At 58.2% G+C, this 20,168-nt stretch carries 20 protein-coding genes; 10 read left to right on the top strand and 10 right to left on the bottom strand.

All coding sequences use genetic code 11. The features are described from left to right. Positions 1–3,684: two-partner secretion domain-containing protein (locus JL015_RS16570; RefSeq protein ID WP_201019224.1), on the bottom strand; the 3,684-nt coding region annotated here is incomplete at its 3' end. A gap of 542 nt (positions 3,685–4,226) precedes the next feature. Continuing rightward, positions 4,227–4,547 (bottom strand): hypothetical protein, encoded by a 321-nt coding sequence (locus JL015_RS16565; protein ID WP_201019223.1) that lies wholly within the window; start codon positions 4,545–4,547, stop codon positions 4,227–4,229. 194 nt (positions 4,548–4,741) lie between these two features. On the opposite strand from JL015_RS16565, the gene JL015_RS16560 reads away from it, so the two are divergent. After that, positions 4,742–5,011: a hypothetical protein gene (locus JL015_RS16560; RefSeq protein WP_201019222.1), complete on the top strand. Its 270-nt coding sequence runs from the start codon at positions 4,742–4,744 to the stop codon at positions 5,009–5,011. A gap of 64 nt (positions 5,012–5,075) precedes the next feature. Here the strand turns inward: JL015_RS16560 and ycaC are convergent, their stop codons facing one another. The 4 genes from ycaC to JL015_RS16540 form a co-directional block, all read right to left on the bottom strand. Beyond that, positions 5,076–5,699: an isochorismate family cysteine hydrolase YcaC gene (ycaC, locus tag JL015_RS16555; RefSeq protein ID WP_025259968.1), complete on the bottom strand. Its 624-nt coding sequence runs from the start codon at positions 5,697–5,699 to the stop codon at positions 5,076–5,078. Between the two features lie 56 nt (positions 5,700–5,755). Further along, on the bottom strand, positions 5,756–7,594 hold the full coding sequence (locus JL015_RS16550) for an amidohydrolase (protein ID WP_201019233.1): 1,839 nt from the start codon (positions 7,592–7,594) through the stop codon (positions 5,756–5,758). 145 nt (positions 7,595–7,739) lie between these two features. Beyond that, on the bottom strand, positions 7,740–8,366 hold the full coding sequence (locus tag JL015_RS16545) for an antibiotic biosynthesis monooxygenase (protein WP_201019221.1): 627 nt from the start codon (positions 8,364–8,366) through the stop codon (positions 7,740–7,742). 200 nt (positions 8,367–8,566) lie between these two features. Continuing rightward, positions 8,567–9,478, bottom strand: coding sequence for a LysR substrate-binding domain-containing protein (locus JL015_RS16540; RefSeq protein ID WP_201005214.1), 912 nt, complete (start codon positions 9,476–9,478; stop codon positions 8,567–8,569). Between the two features lie 224 nt (positions 9,479–9,702). Here JL015_RS16540 and JL015_RS16535 point away from each other — a divergent pair, with 224 nt between their 5' ends. Next, positions 9,703–10,983: an MFS transporter gene (locus tag JL015_RS16535; RefSeq protein WP_201019220.1), complete on the top strand. Its 1,281-nt coding sequence runs from the start codon at positions 9,703–9,705 to the stop codon at positions 10,981–10,983. 6 nt (positions 10,984–10,989) lie between these two features. On the opposite strand, the gene mrdA is transcribed toward JL015_RS16535, so the two are convergent. Further along, the gene (mrdA, locus tag JL015_RS16530) at positions 10,990–12,879 is read right to left on the bottom strand and encodes a penicillin-binding protein 2 (protein WP_201019219.1); all 1,890 of its coding nucleotides are present in this window, start codon (positions 12,877–12,879) and stop codon (positions 10,990–10,992) included. 135 nt (positions 12,880–13,014) lie between these two features. Beyond that, positions 13,015–13,434 carry a winged helix-turn-helix transcriptional regulator gene (locus JL015_RS16525; RefSeq protein ID WP_201019218.1) on the bottom strand — a complete coding sequence of 140 codons (420 nt, stop codon included), beginning with the start codon at positions 13,432–13,434 and terminating at the stop codon, positions 13,015–13,017. 92 nt (positions 13,435–13,526) lie between these two features. Between JL015_RS16525 and JL015_RS16520 the strand changes: the two genes are divergently transcribed. The 3 genes from JL015_RS16520 to JL015_RS16510 all read left to right on the top strand — a co-directional run bounded on the left by JL015_RS16520 (position 13,527) and on the right by JL015_RS16510 (position 15,148). Then, a complete protein-coding gene (locus tag JL015_RS16520; protein ID WP_201019217.1) occupies positions 13,527–14,384 on the top strand; it encodes an SDR family oxidoreductase in 858 nt (285 codons plus the stop codon). Positions 14,385–14,483: 99 nt separating this feature from the next. Next, positions 14,484–14,780: an RcnB family protein gene (locus tag JL015_RS16515; RefSeq protein ID WP_201019216.1), complete on the top strand. Its 297-nt coding sequence runs from the start codon at positions 14,484–14,486 to the stop codon at positions 14,778–14,780. A 71-nt stretch (positions 14,781–14,851) separates the two neighbouring features. Continuing rightward, on the top strand, positions 14,852–15,148 hold the full coding sequence (locus tag JL015_RS16510) for an RcnB family protein (protein WP_201019215.1): 297 nt from the start codon (positions 14,852–14,854) through the stop codon (positions 15,146–15,148). 18 nt (positions 15,149–15,166) lie between these two features. Here the strand turns inward: JL015_RS16510 and JL015_RS16505 are convergent, their stop codons facing one another. Next, positions 15,167–15,649 (bottom strand): Lrp/AsnC family transcriptional regulator, encoded by a 483-nt coding sequence (locus tag JL015_RS16505; protein ID WP_201019214.1) that lies wholly within the window; start codon positions 15,647–15,649, stop codon positions 15,167–15,169. A 165-nt stretch (positions 15,650–15,814) separates the two neighbouring features. Between JL015_RS16505 and JL015_RS16500 the strand changes: the two genes are divergently transcribed. After that, on the top strand, positions 15,815–16,435 hold the full coding sequence (locus tag JL015_RS16500) for a LysE family translocator (protein ID WP_201019213.1): 621 nt from the start codon (positions 15,815–15,817) through the stop codon (positions 16,433–16,435). Between the two features lie 36 nt (positions 16,436–16,471). On the opposite strand, the gene JL015_RS16495 is transcribed toward JL015_RS16500, so the two are convergent. Continuing rightward, positions 16,472–17,299: a helix-turn-helix transcriptional regulator gene (locus tag JL015_RS16495; protein ID WP_201019212.1), complete on the bottom strand. Its 828-nt coding sequence runs from the start codon at positions 17,297–17,299 to the stop codon at positions 16,472–16,474. 136 nt (positions 17,300–17,435) lie between these two features. Between JL015_RS16495 and JL015_RS16490 the strand changes: the two genes are divergently transcribed. From JL015_RS16490 to JL015_RS16475, 4 genes are all read left to right on the top strand, one after another. Next, positions 17,436–18,155 (top strand): serine O-acetyltransferase, encoded by a 720-nt coding sequence (locus JL015_RS16490; RefSeq protein ID WP_201019211.1) that lies wholly within the window; start codon positions 17,436–17,438, stop codon positions 18,153–18,155. Positions 18,156–18,248: 93 nt separating this feature from the next. Further along, complete coding sequence (locus tag JL015_RS16485) at positions 18,249–19,094, top strand: class I SAM-dependent methyltransferase (protein WP_201019210.1); 846 nt, start codon at positions 18,249–18,251, stop codon at positions 19,092–19,094. Between the two features lie 10 nt (positions 19,095–19,104). After that, positions 19,105–19,839, top strand: a complete 735-nt coding sequence (locus tag JL015_RS16480; protein ID WP_201019209.1) for an AzlC family ABC transporter permease — start codon at positions 19,105–19,107, stop codon at positions 19,837–19,839. Further along, positions 19,839–20,153 carry an AzlD domain-containing protein gene (locus JL015_RS16475; protein ID WP_201019208.1) on the top strand — a complete coding sequence of 105 codons (315 nt, stop codon included), beginning with the start codon at positions 19,839–19,841 and terminating at the stop codon, positions 20,151–20,153. The genes JL015_RS16480 and JL015_RS16475 overlap by 1 nt, the downstream gene beginning before the upstream one ends. Positions 20,154–20,168: the final 15 nt, after the last annotated feature.

The raw sequence follows: 20,168 nt of genomic DNA, 5'->3' as shown, positions 1-20,168 counted from the left end.
GAGTTGTTCACCGATCAGTTCCACGCCCACCTGGCTGGAAATTTCACCGGCCCGGTTGTCGATTTCGTCGACCTCGAGTTTCAGCGCTTTTGTGGCGCCTACCAGACCACCGGCCCCGTTATCCAGGGTCTTGCCGGTCAAGGTCAGGGTGCCCTGGGCCACCAGTTCGCCGCCTTGCTGGGTCAGGCTGTCGACGGTGGCGGTCAGGTTGTTCTGACTGGCGATGCGGCCCTGGCCGTTGAGCACCGTGTCGGCCTGCAACGTCATCACGCCCACGGCGTTGAGCAGGCCGTTCTGGTTATTCAGTTGGGTGCCGGTGAATTCAAGCCCGGCCTGGCTGGTGATACCGCCCTTCTGCGCGGCGCTCAAACCGGTCTGGCTATTGTCGAGGTCACCGATCAACAGCGTCATCAGCTTGTCGGAGCGGATCACCCCGCCGCGGTTGATCGCGCTGTCGCTGTTCACGGTCAGCAGGTCCTGCCCCACTACCCGGCCGCCCTGATTGTTCAAGACCTGGCTGGTCAGGTTGAGGATGCCCTTGGCCTGCACCTGGCCGCCGGTACGGTTATCCAGGGTGCCGGTCAGGGTGATATCCAGTTGGCCATCGGTGAGCACGGCACCGGCCAGGCGGTTATCCAGGCTCGCGGCCTGCAGGTTCAGACCCAGGCCGGCCCCCAGGGTCCCGGCCTGGTTGTCGAGGGCTTGAGCCAGAATGACGGTCAGCACCTCGTCGGCCATGACCTGGCCTTCGGCGTTGTGCAGGCTCTTGGCCTCTAACGTGATGGCCCCTGCACTGCTCAGCAGGCCCTGGCGGTTGCTGACTTCGCCGGTCACGTCCAGCGTGAGGCCCGCCTCGCTGCTCACCTCACCGCTGTCGTTGGTCAGGGTATCGGCAGAGAGGTCCACGCTGGTGCCGGACACCAGCCCGCGCAGGTTGGTCAGCGCCTTGTCGATGCGTACGACCAAGGATTCGTCGCTGAGCACCGTGCCATCGGTGTTGTCCAGCGAGGTGGCCGCCAGGGTAAAGCCCTTGGCACTGGAGATCTCGCCGCTCTGGTTGTTGACTGTGCCGAGGTTGGTCAGCAGCAACTGGCCGGGGGCCGTAATCAAACCGTCCTGGTTATTCAGGTGGCCGTTGCCGAGGTCCAGGCTGACGTCGCCATTGCTGTACAGGCGCCCGTCGGCGTGTTGATCCAGGCCCGTGACCACAGCGGTCAAAGCCATGGCACTGGCGATGCGTCCTGCTTCGCTGTTATTGACCTGCGCGGCAGTCAGGCGCAGGGCCTCGGTGCTGGTCAGGCGACCGTCCTGGCTGTTGTTGAAGGCGCCGGTGGTGACGGTCACGCCTTTGCCGGCAATACGCCCGCTGCGGCTGTTGTCCAGGCGGCCGCTGGTGAGGGTCAGGGCTGCATCGCTGAGGATTTCGCCGCCCTGGTTGACCACGGCGTCCGTGACGGTGAGGTTGGCAGTGCCGGTGCTGGTGAGGCTGCCGCCGGTGTTGGCCAGTGAAGTGGCGGTCAGCAGCAAAGCACCGCTAGCTCTCATACGCCCCTTGGAACTGTTGTCGAACTGCCCAAGCGTGGCGGTCAAGGCAGCCTTGCTGGTGAGTTCGCCGTTGCGGTTGTTCAGGGTCGCGGCAGACAGCTCAAGGCCCGTCGCAGACACCAACCCCCGCAGGTTGGTCAGCACCTGATCGATGCGCACGATCAGGGATTCGTCGCTGAGCACCGAGCCGTCGGTGTTATCCAGCGAAGTGGCGGCCAGGGTAAAGCCCTTGGCACTGGAGATCTCGCCGCTTTGGTTGTTGACCGTGCCGAGGTTGGTCAGCAGCAACTGGCCGGGGGCCGTAATCAGGCCGTCCTGGTTATTGAGGTGGCCGTTGTTCAGGTCCAGGCTGACATCGCCATTGCTGTACAGCTGACCATCGGCGTGTTGATCCAGGCCCGTGACCACAGCGGTCAAAGCCATGGCACTGGCGATGCGTCCTGCTTCGCTGTTATTGACCTGCGCCGCAGTCAGGCGCAGGGCCTCGGTGCTGGTCAGGCGACCGTCCTGGCTGTTGTTGAACGCGCCGGTGGTGACGGTTACGCCTTTACCGGCGATCCGCCCGCTGCGGCTATTGTCCAGGCGGCCGCTGGTGAGGGTCAGGGCTGCATCGCTGAGGATTTCGCCGCCCTGGTTGACCACGGCGTCAGTGACAGTCAGGGTCGAGGTGCCCGTGCTGGTGATACTGCCCGCGGTGTTATCCAGTGAGTCGGCATTGATCGTCAGCGTTCCCGCGCTGGACATCAGGCCCTTCTGGCCGTTCGATACGTTGCTGGCCGTGACACTCACGTTGCCACCCTGGCTCAGAATCCGGCCTGACTGGCGGTTATCCAGGGTCGTGGCGGTAATGCGGGTACTGGCCTGCCCGCTCAGGGTCGCGCCCTGGTTGTTGAGGGTCTGGGTGACGGTCGCCTGCACGGCACGGCTGGCGACAATGTTGCCGGTGTTGGTCAGGTTGCCTGCCGACAGCACCACATCGCCGGCGGCATTGCGGCTGTTATCCGCATTGACGCCCGCCTCGATGATCGCGCTGTTGCTCAGGAGCCCGGTGCTGGACAGTGTGACGCTGTCCCGTGCGGCGATATTCTGCTGGATGGCCAGATCGCCCGGCGTCGTGATCGACAACGCGCTGCCCGCATACAGCGGCCCGTTGACCTCGACCGCGTTGGCATTCACCGTCACCGCCCCGCTGGCCGCCGTCTGCACCATGCTCAACTGGCCATTGGCATCGATCTGGATATCACCGGCACTGGCCGCCATATTCCCCGCCAGCCTCACCCCGACACCGGCTTCGGTGCCCACCAGTTTCACGGCACCGGCGTACATGCCGCCCAAGGCCGAGCTGTCGATGGCCAGTTGCGGTTTGGTGCTGCCGTCGTCCGCCAGCGCTGTGGCGTTGAGGGTCTGGGCATCAACGTCGTTGCGACCGGCAATGATGTTGAGCTTCTTGGCGTGCAGCTCGGCGTTGACCTTTGCGCTGCGGGTGATGATGTCGAACTGGTCGAGGTTGTCGGCATTGAGCCCCAGCCCCTCGATGGCCACGCTGCCGCCCTGGACGTTGAACCGCACCAGATTGCCGTTGTTGTCCAGCACCGGTTTGCCGGTGGTCAGGGTGGCTTGCGGCGTATTGAGAAAACCGCAGCCATCACAGGTGATGCCGTACGGGTTGGCAACAATCACCCGCGCCGCCTGCCCCGCCACCTCGGTGTAGCCCTTGAGTTCGGTGCGGTTATTGCTGACCACCTCGTTGAGAATCGTGGTCGCGGCCGCGCCTTGCAGGTTGCTGTTGGAGATGATGATCCCGCCCAGCTGGGTGTTCTGGGTCTGGGTGGGCGCCGTGGCGTTGTTGAGGATCACCCCCTGGCTGCCGACGTTGTACTGCTGGAACTGGTTGTGCGACAGGCCACTGGCATTCGGGGCCGCAATATTGACGATCGGCACCCCGTTGCCCGCCGCCCCGACGCTGGTGGAGCCGCTGCTCACCACGATCCCGTCCGCCTGCGCCCACAGCGGCTGCCAGAACATGGCATTGGCCAGGATCAGCGCAATACCGCGCTTGGGCATCCCCCAGAAACGTTCGCGCAGTTGCACACGGGCCGACGGTTGACGGGCCAGAAAGGCGAGATGCTTGGCGTCCATGCGGAGGTATTCCTGCGGGGGTCAGAACGGTTTGGAAAGACTTGGAAAAACAGTGCGAGGCGAAGCTGATCGGCAGATCAGACCCTGCTCACCGGAGGCGGGAGTGGGAACGGCCGGGGAAACCAGAGGAGTGGCAGCGAGAAGGACAAGCAGAGCCGTCCTGGGGCGGGTGAATACACGATTCGTCCTTGCAATATCATATTGATATCAAATTCGGCGCGATTCTAGATTGCCATCATCCTGACGTCAATTTTTTGTAACGACCGTGTATCGGGTTTGGTACGGGTGCCGGAGGCCCCAGCTGCAAGCTGCAAGCTGCAAGCTGCAAGCTGCAAGCTGCAAGCTGCAAGCTGCAAGCTGCAAGCTGCAAGCTGCAAGCTGCAAGCTGCAAGCTGCAAGCTGCAAGCTGCAAGAAGTATGGGGCTGTGATTAGGTAGAGAAAGGAAGAGTTAATTTATTTTTGAATTATTAATAGTATGAAAGCATGCCCTCAATAAGAGGGCATGCTTTCATTCATTTGCACTTTTTTATAGCGTGCTTAATCAGGCGACCCGAACAAAGCGCTGCTGTTTTTTCGCGGCTTGCCATTCATCTTTAAGGTTCTGTAACAGGCTCGCCATGAACTCCGTATCGGCGGCTGCCTTCTTGCCGACGTAGCCCTGGCCTCTGCGGAACATTTTCAGGCTGCTCAGCATTTCCGGGTGGTTTGCCTGGAATTCGCTCTCTGCCGTGCAGGGCGACATGGGGTCGATATGCACTTCGCCTGAGTTCGCAATCCAGAGAATATGGCTGTCCAGAGTATCTTTGCGTACTGCAAACAGACGAGCCAGCTCATCAATAGTTGGATGATTGTTGATATTCATGTTGATGCTCCTTCGCTCGTTAACCTGTTTAATACCAGTGATATATAAACTTGCCTGTCAGGTGACTCATGAACGAGACAATGCATCCTGTTCACGCCATACATCCCGACCCAGAGGAAATGCAGGTAGCCTTGACATAAAGCCACTACAACAGGGAGGCGTCACGGAAGGAGAGCGTAGCGAAAGCCAAAGACATGGCTGGCGACCGTTACAAGGTCTGCCACAAGTATCATGAGGACGTTTCGCCAGCCGCTCGTCCTGTCGGACGTGCCATGCCGGTTCAGCTTCATCAATCTGCCTTGTGGGCAGCCTGCATCCGGGGAACATCTCGACGGCTTGCCGAGCCTGTTCAGTACATCTTTTCCAGCGCTCCCGATCAGGGAGACAGCTGCATAATGCAAAAGGAAAAGGCAGGCGTCAACAAATATGTAGTGATTATTTTTTATCACTACATAATCTTTTGAAACCAGCGGAAGAAGCGTCAGCAGTGACTATCCGGTCACTGCTGACGTAGAGGGGCTGCCGGTTTTAGCGGGCAGTGAATGCGGTGTAGCTGTTGATCAGGTTGCGATAGTTGGGGATGCGCTGGGAAAGCAGGTTGGCCAGGCCTTCCATGTCGTTGCGCCAGTCGATCTGCAGTTCGCAAGCCACCGAGAACCAGTTGACCAGTTGCGCACCGGCAGCGGTCATGCGCGCCCATGCCGCTTGCTGGACCGTTTCATTGAAGGTACCGGAAGCATCGGTTACCACGAACACCTCGAAGCCTTCGGCCAGAGCGCACAGGGTCGGGAATGCCACGCAAACGTCAGTCACCACACCTGCGATGATCAGTTGCTTGCGACCGGTGGCCTTGACGGCCTTGACGAAATCTTCGTTGTCCCAGGCATTGATCTGCCCTGGACGCGGAATGTACGGGGCATCCGGGAACATTTCCTTGAGCTCCGGTACCAACGGGCCGTTGGGGCCTTGCTCGAAGCTGGTGGTCAGGATGGTCGGCAGGTTGAAGAACTTGGCCACATCGCCCAGAGCCAGCACATTGTTCTTGAATTCGTTGGGCGAAAAGTCCTGGACCAGTGAAATCAGGCCCGTCTGGTGATCGACCAACAGAACCGCTGCATCATCTTTGTTCAAGCGTTTGTACGGGGTGCTCATGGTTGACTCCTTGGTTTTTTATCGATATCCGGCGTTTGCATGCAAGGGTGAAACAATCAGAACGCAAAACACGAACAGCCAAACGCGCCCCAGAACCCCTGGAAGTCGCTGACCGGCACGCTGGAAAGCCTGGCGCGTTCATGGCTGTGGGAGTGCACGGCGCAAGGGCCGCTGCATTGGTGAACCTGGGCGAGTACCGGTGAAGAGGGTCGCCAGTGACCGGCGACCTTGGCCACAGGCGACCAGTCCGGCAGGACGGGCAGGCCCGGCGGTGCCAGCTTCTCGAAATCACCGGAACCGAACACGACCTTGCCGTCGACCACGGTCAGCACCGACTCGATCCACTTGATGGACTCTTCCTCGACGCTGAAATAATCCGCCGACAAGGCAACAAGATCCGCCAACTGGCCGACCTTGATCTGGCCCTTCTTGCCCTGCTCGGACGAGAACCAGGCGCTGCCGTGGGTGAACAGCTCAAGGGCGGTTTCACGAGGCAGGCCTTCGGGATACAGTTCAAGCCCGCCGACGGTGCGACCGCTGACCATCCAGTACAACGAAGTCCAGGGGTTGTAGCTGGACACCCGCGTGGCGTCAGTACCGGCACCCACCGGCACGCCTTCGGAGAGCATGCGTTTGATCGGCGGGGTCATTTCGGCGGCCTTGGCACCGTAACGGTCGACGAAGTATTCGCCCTGGAACGCCATGCGGTCCTGAATTGCAATACCGCCGCCCAGCGCCCGGACCCGCTCGATGTTCTTGGGAGTAATGGTTTCGCAGTGATCGAAGAACCACGGCAGGCCATTGAACGGAATATCGCGGTTGACCTTCTCGAAGACATCCAGCATCCGGGAAATGGATTCGTCATAGGTCGCATGCAGACGGAACGGCCAGCGATGCTCGACCAGGTGCCGAACCACGGGTTCAAGATCCTGCTCCATGCCAGGCGGCAGGTCAGGACGCGGTTCAAGAAAGTCCTCGAAGTCGGCAGCCGAGAAGGTCAGCATCTCCCCTGCCCCGTTATGCCGCAGGAAGTCGTCGCCCTGATGCAGAGTGACCGTATTGGTCCAGTTCTTGAAATCGGCCAGCTCTTCCTTCGGTTTCTGGGTAAACAGGTTGTAGGAAATACGCACCGTCAGTTGTTTTTCACGAGCCAGTTGTTCGATCACCGCATAGTCGTCGGGATAGTTCTGGAAACCGCCGCCAGCATCGATGGCGCTGGTGACGCCCAGCCGGTTGAGCTCACGCATGAACTGTCGGGTCGAGTTGACCTGATACTCCAGCGGCAGTTTCGGCCCTTTGGCCAGGGTCGAATACAGAATCATGGCATTGGGTTTGGCCACCAGCATGCCGGTGGGATTGCCCTGTGAATCGCGAACGATCTCGCCACCGGGCGGGTTCGGGGTATCGCGGGTGTAGCCCGCCACACGCAACGCAGCGCGGTTGAGCAAGGCGCGGTCGTAGAGGTGCAGGACGAAAACCGGGGTATCGGGTGCTGCCTGATTGAGTTCTTCAAGGGTTGGCATGCGCTTTTCGGCAAACTGGAATTCATTCCAGCCACCCACTACACGCACCCATTGTGGCGTCGGCGTGCGGTCAGCCTGCTCCTTGAGCATGCGCAAGGCATCGGCCAGAGACGGCACACCCTCCCAGCGCAGTTCCAGGTTGTAATTGAGACCACCGCGAATCAGGTGCAGGTGCGAGTCGTTGAGGCCGGGAATCACGGTGCGCTTTTGCAAGTCGATGACCTGAGTGGCGCTGCCGCGCAATACCATGACTTCAGCCTCGGTGCCCACAGCGACGAAACGTCCGCCACTGATCGCCACGGCACTGGCCTTGGGCTTTTCACGATCGACTGTATGAAATTGACCGTTGAAGAGAATCAGTTCGACATTCATTGCAGCACCTTTGGCAAAAGTTTGAGAAGCACCGGCATAACCGGAGAATGGCAAGGCAGGCAGGATCGCCGCAGCGGCGCTCAGCAATGAGCCTTTGGCAATGAAACGCCTGCGCTGCAAATCGGTTTTGTCATCACTCATGGGGTCACTTTCCTTGTGAAGCCTTGGTGGAAGCTTTCAGCCAGGGAGCAAACAAGCGTGTGGCCGCAGGCATCAACAGATAAACCACTAGCAGAACGATGGTTACCGTCACCAGCGCGTTGCTGACGAGATAACCCGATAGCCATGGATTGAGTGCAAAGACCGGCTTCCATAGCAGAGGAATCAATAGACTCAGCGGCAAGATGACCAGAAAGGTCACGCATGCCTGTTTCCAGCGTGGTGGAGGCCCGACGTCATCACCCACCGGGGTGAACCAGAACTCGTTATGCGGGTTGACCTGCGTCTGGTCACCATCGGCAAGCATAGGCGCGGCCTCTTGCACCAGTTGCCGCCGCTCATCGGAGTCCAGCCAGCTCTGCATGGCTTCGGTGGAATGAAAACGCAGGACACAGGTAAACAACTGCAAGCCACCGGACTTGCTGCGAATCACATCCACGCCCAAGTGGCCAGGATAGCCACCGGCAATCGTGACGATGCGCCGCAGCCAGGCTTCATAAGCCGCCTCTTGTCCGGCCTTGATCCGGTGTTTGATGACCAGCGTGACAACTTCATTGAAGACCGAACTGCTCAAGACACGGGCTTGTGCGTCGAGACGAATGGGATCAGACATGGCCTGCAACTCCGTAAACACCGAATGAAAATCTTCAGGTCAGACGACATGCTTGACCGAATAGAGATAGTGCCGTTGATTACAGGCCAAAAATTGAACGTATGTGCTGTCTTGTATCTGGATTGATACCTTCGCTCTTCGCGAATGAATTCGCTCCTACGCGGGCGGCGTAGGAGCGAATTCATTCGCGAAGGCAGGCCTTAAATGATCGGCATTGCCATGTACTGGGCAATGCGCGAACGCAGCCAGCGCTCGGCGGGATCATTGTCGTGAACGCCGCTCCAGACCATGGACAACTCGGCAGGCACGATGGGAAATGGCGGATCTTCGGCGCGCAATGTGCTGCCTTCCACCAGCGCACAGGCCGCGTAATCCGGCACTGTGGCAATCAACTCGGTGCCCGCCAGCAAGGCCCGCAAGCCATTGAACTGCGGCACCGCCAACACCACCTTGCGGGCACGGCCGACTCTGGCCAGATCCAGATCGATATTGCCGCTCAGGTCACCGGAAAACGACACCATTGCATGCTGACGCTCGCAGTACTCATCCAGGCTCAGAGCACCGGGACGGGCGTCGCCACGGATCACCTTGCAGCCGATCTCGCGCAGCTTCTTGCGTTTGGCATTGGCGGGAAGGTCAACGGTGTAGCTGACGCCCACCGAGATTTCCCCGGAAGCCAGCAAGGCTGGAAGGAGCAGGTAATTGGCCCGGCGAATGACCACGATAATACCGGGCGCTTCCTCGCGCAGTTGCGTCAGCAGCGGCGGTAACAGGCCGAATTCGGCGTCGTCGGAAAGCCCGATACGGAAGATATCGCAACTGGTGGACGGGTCGAACTCCTTGGCACGGCTGACCGCGCCGGAAATGGTATCCAGCGCAGGCCGTATTTCCTTGAGGATATCCAGGGCCCTGGCAGTAGGTTCCATTCCCCGGCCATTGCGCAGCAGCAATTGATCGTCGAACAGATCACGCAGGCGGCCCAGCGCGGCACTCACCGCTGGCTGGCCGATAAACAGCTTTTCGGCGACGCGGGTGAGGTTTCGTTCAAACATCAATGCCTCGAAAATCACCAACAGGTTCAGGTCGACGCGGCGCAAGTCGTTGCGGTTCATGCAAGGGCTCCAGAGGCTGGATACAGTCTGGTTCAAGTAGGCATGACAGGCCTGCTCAAACCTTGTACGCCTGTGCCTTTAAATATTGAACCCCGAGTGCCCGTGCTATTTCGACAGCTCTGCAACAGGTGTTCCAACGTTTTTTATTGACCTGCCGCAGGCCTGTGGTCGCCAAAGCGGACTATGGTATGGAATCTCCATTTGTTGCAAGCGAGCCAGATACCATGCCACCAGCCTCCTCCGGAACCCTGTCCATGCGCGCCGAGCGGCTGCATCCGGGCTTCGTCATTGCCTGGCTGTTCTGCGCCCTGTTCTACTTCATCCAGTATTCATTACGCTCCGCGCCTGGCGTGATGATGCCGGAGCTGACCCATGCGTTCGATCGGGACGTCGTGGCCATCGGCGCCCTGATCGGGCTTTATTACTACACCTACTCGATATTCTCGATTATCGCAGGGGCCGCACTGGATCGTCTGGGCGCCAAGTATGTGATTCCTCTCGGCATCCTGATGGTTGCTCTCGGGGCCGCGCTGTTCGGCCTGGGTGAATTGCAGGCCGCGCAGATCGGACGCCTGCTGCAAGGTGCCGGCTCGGCCTGTTCCTTTATCGGAGCGGTCTATCTGGCCACTCACGGTTTTCCATCGCGCTATCTGGCAACGGCTGTGGGCTTTACCCAATGCTTCGGCATGCTGGGCGGCTTTGCCGGGCAATTCGGAGTCGGGCCGTTGATCCATGGCACGATTCTCTGGGAGCAGTTCTGGTTCATCTCCGCAGCCTGCCTGTTTGTCGTTGCGATCATGGTGCTGATCGCAACGCCCAAAGGTCATGACCCAAGGCCGGTCAACAGCAGTGGCTCGGCAGGTTCGATACTCACGCCATACAGACAAGTGCTGAGCAATCCACAGTCCTACCTGTGCGGCTTCAGCGCGGGCCTGTTGTTTCTGCCAACCACCATCGGCGATATGATCTGGGGCGTCCCTTTCCTGCGAGAAGGCTTGTCCATCGACTATGCCGAGGCCGTGAATCGCAGCAGCATGGTGCCACTGGGCTGGGTGATTGGCTGCCCGTTGCTGGGCTATATCTCTGACCGTATCGGACGACGCAAACCTGTAATGATCGGCGGCGCCTTGCTGATCCTGGCGTCCTGCACTGCCATTCTGTATCTGCCCGCCGGCATCGCCCCGCCTTATCTGTTCGGCCTGCTGATGGGCATTGGCTCCGGAGCCGCGATGATTCCCTACACCGTCATCAAGGAGGTCAACCCGGACAACGTGAAAGGCAGCGCAACCGGTGCCATCAACTTTCTGGTGTTTACCTTCAGTGCCTTGCTGACACCGGTGTTCGGCCATCTGCTGAACCGGCTCGCTGCCGGTGGAAGCCTGAACCTTTCGGTCTTCCAGCAGGCAGGCGACTACCTGCTGGCGGGTATCGTGATTGCTATTGTGCTGGCCTTTTTCCTGAAGGAAACCGGCCCGCGAGGCAAGGGCAATAATCCACTGCAATAAACGCCATCACGCATGCGGAGCGCCATCAGCCTTGCTGGGCGCTGCGTATTGCGGCTTGAGCTTGCCTGCGTCGTCCAGCAGCCAGGCATCGAGAACTTCCCGGACCACTGGCCCGGCCACCCGGCCTCCCGCCTCACCGTTCTCGATCATCACCGCGACAACGATTTTCGGATGTTCAGCCGGGGCAAAGCCGACGAACAAGGCGTTATCCCGGTTGCGCTCCAGAGTCTTGAGACGGTCGTAACGCTCGCCCTGCTTGATCGCAACCACCTGTGCGGTGCCGCTCTTGCCAGCGATGTGATACTGCACTCCCTTGGCAGCATCCCGAGCGATGCCACGCGGATCATGCATAACCATTTGCATGCCTTGATTGACCTGAATCCATTCATTTGGATCTTTAAGCACAATATTGGGCATCGGATGCTCATCTACAGGTGCCGTGTCGCCGACTTCAACCGCCAGATGCGGACGATGCCACACGCCTTTGCTGGCAATCAGTGAAGTCGCCTGGGCCAGTTGCAGCGGCGTGACCTGCATGTAACCCTGGCCGATGCCGAGAATCACCGTCTCACCGGGGAACCACGCCTGACGGCGCGTGGCGCGCTTCCATTCGCGCGAAGGCATCAGGCCAGCGGACTCCTCGAACATGTCCAGCGAGACTTTCTGACCCAGGCCAAACATGGCCATGTAGTCATGCAGGCGGTCGATACCCAGCTTATGTGCCAAGGTATAGAAATAGGTGTCGTTGGAACGCATGATCGCAGTGTCCATGTCTACCCAGCCATCGCCGCTGTGGTTCCAGTTGCGGTACTTGTGATCAAAATCCGGCAACTGGAAATAACCGGGGTCGAACACCTTTGTAGAAGCACTGACCACACCCGTATCAAGCCCCGCAATGGCCACCTCCGGCTTGACCGTCGAGCCGGGCGCATACAGCCCGCGCAGCACCCGATTGAACAGCGGCCGGTCGATGGAATCCCGCAATGCGGCGTACTGCTTGAAGCTGATGCCGGTCACGAACAGATTGGGATCGAAACTGGGTTTGCTGACCATCGCCAGCACTTCACCGGTAGCCGGGTCCAGCGCCACAACCGAGCCACGACGATCACCCAGAGCATTCTCGGCCGCTTCCTGCAAATGCACATCCAGGCTCAGGGTGATGTTCTTGCCGGGAGTCGGGTCGGTATGTTTAAGCACACGCAACACACGACCCTGAGCGTTGGTCTCGACTTCCTCATAACCCACATGCCCATGCAACTCTGACTCGTAGAAACGCTCGATGCCGGTCTTGCCTATCGACTGAGTGCCACGGTAATCGGTGTCCAGCTGTTTGGACTCTTTCTCGTTGATACGCCCGACATAACCGATGGAATGAGCAAAATGCGCGCCCAGCGGATAATGACGAATGAACTGTGGCGCAACATCCACGCCCGGCAGACGGAACTGATTGACTGCCAGCAAGGCGATCTGCTCTTCGGTCAACTCGTAGAGCAAGGTCGCAGGTTCAAACGGATGGCGTACCTGCTTGAGTTCCTTCTCGAAAAGGATGCGGTCCTCGTCGGGCAACGACAGGATGCTCATCAACTCGTCGATTACCTTATGCCAGTCGTTGGCACGCTCACGGGTCAGGGTCAGGTTGAAACTGGGACGGTTATCGGCGAGCACCACGCCATTGCGGTCATAGATCAAACCGCGCTCAGGCGGGATCGGCAGCACATGTACGCGGTTGTTTTCGGAAATGGTCGAGTGATAGTCGAACTCGATGACTTGCAGGAAATACATGCGAGCGACAAGACAAACGCTCAGTACCGTGACCAGCAGCGCGCAGGCGACGACACGCAGATTGACCAGGCGACTCTCTTTTTCATGATCCTTCAGAGGAATGGGATTGGGCATTTCTACAGCTTCTCGGTAATGACGAACGACGCGGACGATATATGTAAGTAAATATTTCGGCGCGCACGATACCAAGAAGTGAAGGGTTGCAGGGGATTGTCTGCCGAGAGGAAGCGAGACAACCCGCGAAAGACGCTACTCCAGCAGCGGCTCTGCCACGGCTTCACGAGCGTGCATGATGCGTGGCATGTTGCCTTCTATCCAGCGGGCCAGCGTCTCGACCTGCAAGGCTATCTCTTCGCCCATGGGAGTGAGGCTGTACTCGACATGAGGTGGCACCACCGGCAGCGATTTGCGATCGACAAACCCGTCGTATTCCAGATTTTGCAGAGTCTGTGCCAGCATTTTTTCGCTTACACCGCCGATCTTGCGGCGAATCTCGCTGAAGCGATGCGTGCCGTCACGCAATACCACCAGCACCAGAACCCCCCAACGGCTGCATACATGGCTGAGCACACTGCGCGAAGGGCATTCGGCAGCCATCAGTTCACCCTGACGCCCGCAAGCGTTCAATGACCCGGAGTTTGAACCAGAATTGCCAAGGAGGTGGCTCATATACTTACCTTTTTGTTAGTACTTACGAAAGGTTAGCTTAATGTCTATGCTGATCTTTCACTTCTAATTCAATGAGCTTAAAGGACCCACTCATGATCGTCGTCACAGGTGCTACCGGCCAGCTTGGCCGTCTCGTCATTGAACAACTGCTCAAGCGCGTCCCTTCCTCACAGATCATCGCAGCCGTACGCAGCCCTGAAAAAGCTGCCGACCTCGCCGCACTGGGCATTCAGATCCGCCAAGCGGACTACTCGCAACCCTCTACGCTCGACGGCGCCCTGACAGGTGCGCAAAAGGTGTTGCTGATTTCCTCCAGTGAAATAGGTCAGCGCCTGCCACAGCATAAAGCCGTGATCGACGCTGCCAAACGCGCTGGTATCAAACTGCTAGCCTACACCAGCGTTCTCCACGCCGATACATCGGTATTGGGTCTGGCTCAGGAGCACGTCGAAACCGAAGCTGCCTTGCGCGACAGCGGTGTGCCAACCGTCATTCTGCGCAATGGCTGGTACCACGAAAACTACACCGCGGGCATTCCAGCCGCTCTGGGCCTTGGCTCGGTCTACGGCTGTGCCGGCGATGGCCGCATCAGTTCGGCAGCCCGAAACGATTACGCAGAAGCCGCCGCTGTGGTACTGACCTCAAACGAGAATCAGGCAGGTCGAGTCCACGAACTGGCTGGCGATGAGTCCTACACCTTGGCCGACTTTGCCGCCCAGGTGTCGCAGCAGAGCGGAAAAACCCTGCCTTACGTGAACCTTCCACAAGCCGATTATCAAGGCGCACTGGAGCAAGCCGGCTTGCCACAAGCGATCGCGCATCTGCTGGCCGACTCGGACACCGGCGCATCCAAAGGCGCACTCCACGATGACAGCCACCAGCTAAGCGCACTCATCGGCCGAGCCACCACGCCGGTATCGGTGAGCATTGCTGCTGCCCTGGCTGGATAATCAAGGGCGTCATATCCAATCGAATGTTTTACGGTGACCAGGGTCCCAGTCTATGTAACCGGCATAAAGCCATGAATCAATAGACTGGGAGTCTCTGACATGAACAGCAAATCGTTGATCGCCTGCCTGACCCTGCTGGGCTGCTTCTCTGTTGTCACCCTGCCTGCTCAGGCGGAACAGAAGGTCGAAGAGTCTGCAGACAACATGCACGAACTGGAACTGGGCTCACGGGCACCGCAGCAATTCCAGCGTACCGAGGCCGCTATTACGGACTGGAAAAGTAAAGGTCTCCCCGCTCCCGCCAAAGAAAGCCAGTGGGTACGCATCAATGACAAGTATGTTCGCGTGCAAGTGACCAATGGGCAGATCGTCGATATCGTTCCAGCGTCAAAATAACCCACCGAATGATTTGCAATGCAGGAACTCCCGGTGCATAAAACCACCATTCAATGGACCGGGAACCTGACATGAAAAGCAAATCCTTGATCGCCTGCCTGGCGCTGCTGGGCTGTGCATCAATCGCAACCCTGCCCGCTCAGGCGGCACAAACCGTCGAAGCGGCTGGCAGTACCTACCGGGAAATCGACGTCGGCTCATTCTTGCCAGAGAGATTCCTGAGCACCAAGGCAGCCATGACCGACTGGAAAACCAAAGGCCTCACTGCGCCGGGTGTCAGCAGCCAGTGGGTACGCATCCAGGACAAATACGCCCGCGTACAGGTCAGCAACGGAAAAGTCGTCGAGGTTGTTCAAGCGCCAAACTGAGAGCGTTGAAACAGGCCTTCAGATTTGAGGGCCTTTGACCGGGAAAGACACGAAAGGCTTGATTTCCTTGAGCACGAACATGCTCTGCATTTCCTTGATGCCGGGCAAGCGCCGAATGGTAGTCATGGCAAAATCAGCGAACGAATCCAGATCCCGAGCTACAACCTGCAACAGAAAATCCGCATCGCCACCAATGCTATAGCACGCCACCACATCTTCCAGCTGCATGACCTCCTGCTCGAACTTCTTCGCTTCGGCCTCGCTATGGCTGTCGATGCTGACACGTATGAACACCATGACTCCCAGCCCGATCTTGCGTCGGTCCAACACCGCCTTGTAACTCAATATATAGCGATGCTCCTCCAGTTGCCTTACCCGACGCCAACAAGGCGAAGCGGACATGCCGATATGGTCTGCAAGAGTCTGGTTGGTGATCCTGCCATCCTGCTGCAGAGCGGTAAGAATTCTGGCGTCTGCCAGACTCAGCACCTGTTCGGTCATAAATTCCACACCACAAGATAAAAAAGGTAGTTTTTACCCTTTTAAGTGCCACAAGCAATAAAAACAGACAATTTCACCCTGAGTAAGAGGTGTAGCATTTTTCAACCTCAGAACGACACGACTTCCGAGGTCTGGATACCAGGCACTATTCCTCAGGAGAGCAACATGCTGGACATGACCCAGATAGTTACCTATTCAGCCGCATTGGGCATTGCCGCTGCCGTTCCCGGCCCCGGTATGACAGCGCTGGTAGCGCGTAGCGTCAGTGGCGGCACGGTTTCGGGCTTTTGCGTGCTGTCTGGCTTGATCCTGGGGGATTTGACCTACCTGTCTTTTGCGGTCTTTGGGCTGGCAATCATTGCCGAACACTTCAACGCGCTGTTTCAAGTCGTACGCTGGGGCGCAGCGTTGTATCTCTGCTATCTGGCGTGGCAGTTCTGGTTCGCCGATCACCAGCCCATAGAACCGGGAAAGACAGCCCAGAAGAAGGAGTTGTTTTCAGCAGCCGCTTGCGGACTGACCATTACCCTGAGCAACCCGAAAACCATCGCGTTCTACCTGGCACTTCTGCCGCTGGCGATCAATCTGGAAGCCGTCTCTCTACAGACCTGGGCGCTGGTGCTGGTACCGCTAACTGTCCTGGTGTTACTGGCTGTAGGGGCACTGTTCATTCTCGCCGCTGTACGTATTCGTCACCTGCTGTCGGGCCAGAAGGCTCAACAAAAACTGTTCCGGGGGGCAGCAACAATCATGGTAATAGCAGCAGCGTCGATGCTGATTCGCTGAAGCACCTGGCACTTTCATACTCATGCCATACAGCTATCAACGACAAGCCTCGGCATATCGCTTGGGTGTCACACCAAAATTGTCCCTGAAACGATTGGTGAAGTGACTCTGATCGAAAAAGCCGACATTGATTGCGGTCTGTGCCGGCGTCACGCCCTGTGCCAGAAGGTCTTTCGCTGCACGCAGGCGTGTCTGGGTGATGTAGGCATGCACTGTCATGCCGGTCTTTTTCCGGAAGGAGCGCATGAAGTGGTATTCACTGAGCCCGACCGCTTGAGCTACCTGGGAAATCGTCAGGCGCTCGCCGAAACAGGACTGGATCAGATCCTGTGCGCGACGCACATCGGCGGGAGATTGCTCGCGCACGACCGTGCCGTTCACCGACTGGCCATAGCGCCTGATCAGTAGTGCCAGCATGTCGAGGAATGCAGCCTGACGCTCCAGCGGGTCGGGCGATGTCTCGATGATATTGTGCGCCTTCGTCAACTGCCTCGCCAGACCCAGGTTTTCCCTGAGAGCATCGCGGCCGAAATCGAGTTCGATCACAGGAGAGCCAAACACATCTTCTGCGACCTGCCCCATGATGTCAGCACGTGGGTAGAACGCACGGTAGGCCCACAACCCTGCTTCCTCTGCCGCTTCCCCTGTATGCACCTCACCCGGATGGATGATCATCACTGTTCCGGGCACAGCAACGCCCTTGTGCCGGGCGATGCAGTGGCGCTGTGCGCCGCGCTCGAATGCAGCAATCACGAACTCGTCATGGGAGTGCGCCGAGTAGCGGTGAGAACAGCAGACTGCCCGAAGCAATTCCATGCCGCCCCCCACGTCGCTGTCGCGCCACAGCACGATTTCCTCGGACACAGGGAGAGGTTTTCCAGAATCGTGCGATGGAGTCAGTGGTGTACACATGCGCAGGATTATCCAATACGAGAGTTATTCGCCTGAGTAGCTTACCTAAAACTCATCGGGTAAGCGGAGGACAAGGCGATTGAATATCATGGAACCAGATAAGCGCCTTACATTATTCCACAACGAAAACTCCAGCTACAGGCAGCAACTCTCCAGACTGGCGTCCATTGCCCTGCAGTTGTCCGAACTTGAACTGTCCGATACGGACAGCCACGCGATTACTTCGTCCGTTATCGAAAGGGCAAACCAGGACCTGATCGCGCAATGTACACGAGACCCGGCTTCACGGTTCAAACCGCTGGAGTGCCATCTGTCCATGCACTCGGCATTTTTCGCGGTCCTGTGTTATCGCGTCGCTCACTCTCTCATCTCAGCAGTGAATGCCCCCATGGCCCATGTGGTCGCGGCCATGAAACTCGGCTTTGTGGCGCGCAGCATGACCGGCATAGACATCCACCCCGAGGCCCGGCTGGGCGAGAGATTCGTGATTGACCATGGCTATGGCACGGTCATCGGTCAGACCGTGGAAATCGGCGACGATGCCTATCTGCTCAACGGCATCATCCTCGGCGGAAGAAGCATTGGCGATGCACCGGACGGCAAGCGCCATCCGACCATAGGCCATCGGGTCCAGATCGCGGCCAACGCCAAGATACTTGGCCCGGTCCACATCGGTGACGATGTGATCATTGGCTCGGACGTAACCATTACCGAAGACGTACCAGCCCAACAACATGTCTATATCCGGCGTGAGCGCCTGAATATAAAGAGCCGGACCGAAGCCGTGCTCGGTGTCGGCAGAGCCTGACGCATGCTCCACGGACAGAAAGACAGGAGCACAGCGCACCCTGTTGCCCTTCGCAAGACAGCCCTGAAGAAATCCGGACACCGGGAATACTGAATGAACTCCAAAATGAAAGGTAATGAAACAAGAACGGCCTTCGAGCAGTTCGAATATGATGGCTGGGAGAAAGTGGCCGACGCCTATCATCAGGCATGGGGCCATACAACAAGCCCGTTCGCCGCACCTCTTCTGGATATGGCCTGCCTGTTTCCGGGAGCCAGGGCGCTGGATGTAGCAACCGGGCCGGGTTATGCAGCCTCCATTGCGGCAAGCATCGGCGCATCCGTTGTGGGTGTGGACTTTTCAGAAACCATGCTTGAACACGCTCGCCAGTTGCACCCCGCCATTCATTTCGAGTTTGGCGATGTGCATGCCCTGCCCTTTGAACAAGGCTACTTCGACAGTGTCTTTTCAAACTTCGGCGTCCAGCATTTTTCCAACCCGGCACGGGCTTTCTCGGAAGTCGCGCGCGTCCTGCGCAAGAACGGCACCTGGGCTTTCACGCTTTGGGCACCCGATCATTTCAACAAGGCGGGAGAAGTGCTGAACCGGGCTCTGGACCTGCATGCCAGCGGCGTATCTCCAGTTCCCGCCGGGCCGGCCTATCACGAACTCGACGATTTCGACTCACTGGTAAAGCTGCTTGAAAATGCCGGTTTCGAAGCGGCATCCGTTTCTCGCGAACTGACGCAATACACCTGGCTGATGAAAAGTCCTGCCGAGCTGTTCCAGTCGGAACTCATTGGTTCGGTACGATCCGGTGCACGTCTGCGGGAGCAACCGGAAGCGGTATTGCGTGAAATCAACCAGACCATGACTGACACCATCCGCGAAAACTGGTCGACATCTGAGGGCTTCGCACTGCCCATGGCTGCCTATGTCATATCAGCCCTGAAAAGCTAGAGGCCCGCCCATGTCCATGTCAGAGACTCTCGCATTCAAACGCTCGGCTTTTCTTGAAGGCGCCATTGCTTGTGGCCCGACGATTCTGGGCTACTGGAGCATAGGTTTCGCGGCCGGTGCCATAGGCGCCATTTCAGGGTTTTCACTGGTTGATGTAGCCCTGCTCTCGATGCTGCTTTACGCAGGGTCCGCGCAGTTTCTTTTCTATTCACTGTGGATCAGTGGTGCCGGGCAGATTGCAATCGTACTGGCGGTTCTGTTGGTGAATATCCGCTATCTACTGATGAGTTCGTACCTGGCCCGTTACTTTGCAACGCTGACCGGTTCGCAGAAGTTCATCAGTGGCATGTTGTTGACGGATGAGACATTCGGCATAGCGGCTCAACAGGCTTCCAGACACGGCAGGATTGCTTACTGGTGGATGCTCGGGCTGAACAGTGTCGCCTACGTGAACTGGATCATTGCAAATCTTGTGGGTGCCATTTTTGCCAAATCGATTCCAGCCGACATCTCGCACAGGCTGGTTTTCAGCCTGACCGCAATGTTTATCGGCCTGGTCGTGCTCAATTACTTCGGCAGCAAACAGAAGCGCCTCGAAATCGTCGCCATCGTGGCCTCGACAGCCGTGGTACTTGCATCACTGGGAACCTTCGATGTCAACGTTTCACTGCTCGTGGCAACGGCCGTCGCGGCGACATTGTGTACGGTCCTGATGCGTCTTTACCCGATGCAAGGAGGTCAGTGATGGGCTCATCGATTCTTCTGACGGTCATTGCCTGCGCGATCATCACCGTCGCCGTCCGGGCGCTCCCGATCGTTTTTCTCGCCGGCGTGAACCTCCCGCGATTCGTACTGGACTGGCTCGGTTTTGTGCCCTCCGCAATCATGGTTGCAATCATCACCCTGGAGCTTGCCAACCACTCCACCCAGGAGGGCGGGCTCATGGCCCCGCTTGCCTCAGCGCTGGCGGCAACGGTTATTGCCGTTGTAACCAGAAGCCTCTTTGCCACAGTGCTCGGGGGTGTGGGTTTCTACCTCATGTGGTTCGCCATCAACTAGCCATGGATCGACAGG

The organism is Pseudomonas cichorii, assembly GCF_015471405.1.
GTDB classification, from domain to species: domain Bacteria; phylum Pseudomonadota; class Gammaproteobacteria; order Pseudomonadales; family Pseudomonadaceae; genus Aquipseudomonas; species Aquipseudomonas serbiensis.
Note: the sequence above shows the minus strand (reverse complement) of the source record. Positions and strands in the feature narration are given on the sequence as shown.

Excerpts from the sequence above, each read along its gene's own strand:
- JL015_RS16485 (WP_201019210.1), top strand. The coding sequence starts at position 18,249 with ATGAACTCCAAAATGAAAGGTAATGAAACAAGAACGGCCTTCGAGCAG.
- JL015_RS16480 (WP_201019209.1), top strand. The coding sequence starts at position 19,105 with ATGTCCATGTCAGAGACTCTCGCATTCAAACGCTCGGCTTTTCTTGAA.
- JL015_RS16500 (WP_201019213.1), top strand. The coding sequence starts at position 15,815 with ATGCTGGACATGACCCAGATAGTTACCTATTCAGCCGCATTGGGCATT.
- JL015_RS16545 (WP_201019221.1), bottom strand. The coding sequence starts at position 8,366 with ATGTCTGATCCCATTCGTCTCGACGCACAAGCCCGTGTCTTGAGCAGT.
- JL015_RS16565 (WP_201019223.1), bottom strand. The coding sequence starts at position 4,547 with ATGAATATCAACAATCATCCAACTATTGATGAGCTGGCTCGTCTGTTT.
- JL015_RS16520 (WP_201019217.1), top strand. The coding sequence starts at position 13,527 with ATGATCGTCGTCACAGGTGCTACCGGCCAGCTTGGCCGTCTCGTCATT.
- JL015_RS16550 (WP_201019233.1), bottom strand. The coding sequence starts at position 7,594 with ATGAATGTCGAACTGATTCTCTTCAACGGTCAATTTCATACAGTCGAT.
- JL015_RS16535 (WP_201019220.1), top strand. The coding sequence starts at position 9,703 with ATGCCACCAGCCTCCTCCGGAACCCTGTCCATGCGCGCCGAGCGGCTG.
- ycaC (WP_025259968.1), bottom strand. The coding sequence starts at position 5,699 with ATGAGCACCCCGTACAAACGCTTGAACAAAGATGATGCAGCGGTTCTG.
- JL015_RS16525 (WP_201019218.1), bottom strand. The coding sequence starts at position 13,434 with ATGAGCCACCTCCTTGGCAATTCTGGTTCAAACTCCGGGTCATTGAAC.
- JL015_RS16510 (WP_201019215.1), top strand. The coding sequence starts at position 14,852 with ATGAAAAGCAAATCCTTGATCGCCTGCCTGGCGCTGCTGGGCTGTGCA.
- JL015_RS16515 (WP_201019216.1), top strand. The coding sequence starts at position 14,484 with ATGAACAGCAAATCGTTGATCGCCTGCCTGACCCTGCTGGGCTGCTTC.
- JL015_RS16505 (WP_201019214.1), bottom strand. The coding sequence starts at position 15,649 with ATGACCGAACAGGTGCTGAGTCTGGCAGACGCCAGAATTCTTACCGCT.
- JL015_RS16475 (WP_201019208.1), top strand. The coding sequence starts at position 19,839 with ATGGGCTCATCGATTCTTCTGACGGTCATTGCCTGCGCGATCATCACC.
- JL015_RS16490 (WP_201019211.1), top strand. The coding sequence starts at position 17,436 with ATGGAACCAGATAAGCGCCTTACATTATTCCACAACGAAAACTCCAGC.
- JL015_RS16540 (WP_201005214.1), bottom strand. The coding sequence starts at position 9,478 with ATGAACCGCAACGACTTGCGCCGCGTCGACCTGAACCTGTTGGTGATT.
- JL015_RS16560 (WP_201019222.1), top strand. The coding sequence starts at position 4,742 with ATGGCTGGCGACCGTTACAAGGTCTGCCACAAGTATCATGAGGACGTT.
- mrdA (WP_201019219.1), bottom strand. The coding sequence starts at position 12,879 with ATGCCCAATCCCATTCCTCTGAAGGATCATGAAAAAGAGAGTCGCCTG.